We start from the raw sequence: 2,655 nt of genomic DNA, 5'->3' as shown, positions 1-2,655 counted from the left end.
CTGAGGACAAGCCCTCGGCCTATTAGTACCGGTCAACTCCACCCCTCACAGGGCTTCCATATCCGGCCTATCAACCCAGTCGTCTACTGGGAGCCTTACCCTCTCAAGGAGGTGGGAGTGCTCATCTCGAAGCAGGCTTCCCGCTTAGATGCTTTCAGCGGTTATCCCTCCCGAACGTAGCCAACCAGCCATGCCCTTGGCAGGACAACTGGCACACCAGAGGTTCGTCCGTCCCGGTCCTCTCGTACTAGGGACAGCCCTTCTCAACACTCCTACGCGCACAGCGGATAGGGACCGAACTGTCTCACGACGTTCTAAACCCAGCTCGCGTACCGCTTTAATGGGCGAACAGCCCAACCCTTGGGACCTACTCCAGCCCCAGGATGCGACGAGCCGACATCGAGGTGCCAAACCATCCCGTCGATATGGACTCTTGGGGAAGATCAGCCTGTTATCCCCGGGGTACCTTTTATCCGTTGAGCGACGGCGCTTCCACAAGCCACCGCCGGATCACTAGTCCCTACTTTCGTACCTGCTCGACCCGTCAGTCTCACAGTCAAGCTCCCTTGTGCACTTACACTCAACACCTGATTGCCAACCAGGCTGAGGGAACCTTTGGGCGCCTCCGTTACCCTTTAGGAGGCAACCGCCCCAGTTAAACTACCCACCAGACACTGTCCCTGATCCGGATCACGGACCCAGGTTAGACATCCAGCACGACCAGAGTGGTATTTCAACGACGACTCCACGACAACTGGCGTTGCCGCTTCACAGTCTCCCACCTATCCTACACAAGCCGAACCGAACACCAATATCAAGCTATAGTAAAGGTCCCGGGGTCTTTCCGTCCTGCTGCGCGAAACGAGCATCTTTACTCGTAATGCAATTTCACCGGGCCTGTGGTTGAGACAGTCGAGAAGTCGTTACGCCATTCGTGCAGGTCGGAACTTACCCGACAAGGAATTTCGCTACCTTAGGATGGTTATAGTTACCACCGCCGTTTACTGGCGCTTAAGTTCTCAGCTTCGCCCGACCGAAATCGGACTAACCGGTCCCCTTAACGTTCCAGCACCGGGCAGGCGTCAGTCCGTATACATCGCCTTACGGCTTCGCACGGACCTGTGTTTTTAGTAAACAGTCGCTTCTCGCTGGTCTCTGCGGCCACCACCAGCTCAGGGAGCAAGTCCCGTCACCAGCAATGGCCCCCCTTCTCCCGAAGTTACGGGGGCATTTTGCCGAGTTCCTTAACCACAGTTCACCCGAACGCCTCGGTATTCTCTACCTGACCACCTGAGTCGGTTTGGGGTACGGGCCGCCATGAAACTCGCTAGAGGCTTTTCTCGACAGCATAGGATCATCCACTTCACCACAATCGGCTCGGCATCAGGTCTCAGACTTCGTGTTGCGCGGATTTGCCTACGCAACGTCCTACACCCTTACCCCGGGACTACCACCGCCCGGGCTGGACTACCTTCCTGCGTCACCCCATCGCTCACCTACTACCCCGTTGGGTCACCGGCTCCACCACGTCCCATTGTCCGAAGACTCCGGGCCGGCTTCACGGGCTTAGCATCAAGAGGTTCGACGTTGGCGCTTCAAAGCGGGTACGGGAATATCAACCCGTTGTCCATCGACTACGCCTGTCGGCCTCGCCTTAGGTCCCGACTTACCCTGGGCAGATCAGCTTGACCCAGGAACCCTTGGTCAATCGGCGCAAGAGTTTCCCACTCTTGTATCGCTACTCATGCCTGCATTCTCACTCGTGAACCGTCCACAACTCGATTCCTCGGCTGCTTCACCCGGCACACGACGCTCCCCTACCCATCACAGCCTCCGTTGGGAGTATTGCTGCAATGACACGACTTCGGTGGTGTGCTTGAGCCCCGCTACATTGTCGGCGCGGAATCACTTGACCAGTGAGCTATTACGCACTCTTTCAAGGGTGGCTGCTTCTAAGCCAACCTCCTGGTTGTCTCTGCGACTCCACATCCTTTCCCACTTAGCACACGCTTAGGGACCTTAGTCGGTGTTCTGGGCTGTTTCCCTCTCGACCATGGAGCTTATCCCCCACAGTCTCACTGCCGCGCTCTCACTTACCGGCATTCGGAGTTTGGCTAAGGTCAGTAACCCGGTAAGGCCCATCGCCTATCCAGTGCTCTACCTCCGGCAAGAAACACGCGACGCTGCACCTAAATGCATTTCGGGGAGAACCAGCTATCACGGAGTTTGATTGGCCTTTCACCCCTAACCACAGGTCATCCCCCAGGTTTTCAACCCTGGTGGGTTCGGTCCTCCACACGGTCTTACCCGCGCTTCAACCTGCCCATGGCTAGATCACTCCGCTTCGGGTCTTGGGCATGCAACTCGAACGCCCTATTCGGACTCGCTTTCGCTACGGCTACCCCACACGGGTTAACCTCGCTACACACCGCAAACTCGCAGGCTCATTCTTCAAAAGGCACGCAGTCACAGCCCGAAGGCTGCCCCCACGGCTTGTAGGCACACGGTTTCAGGTACTATTTCACTCCGCTCCCGCGGTACTTTTCACCATTCCCTCACGGTACTATCCGCTATCGGTCACCAGGGAATATTTAGGCTTAGCGGGTGGTCCCGCCAGATTCACACGGGATTTCTCGGGCCCCGTGCTACTTGGGA

At 57.1% G+C, this 2,655-nt stretch carries 1 rRNA gene; it reads right to left on the bottom strand.

The annotated features are described in order from the left end of the window. Nucleotides 1-2: 2 nt before the first annotated feature. A 23S ribosomal RNA gene (locus IH44_RS0139585) occupies nt 3-2,655 on the bottom strand; the annotation flags it as partial.

It is taken from the genome of Kitasatospora sp. NRRL B-11411 (assembly GCF_000721345.1).
Lineage (GTDB): Bacteria > Actinomycetota > Actinomycetes > Streptomycetales > Streptomycetaceae > Kitasatospora > Kitasatospora cineracea.
Note: the sequence above shows the minus strand (reverse complement) of the source record. Positions and strands in the feature narration are given on the sequence as shown.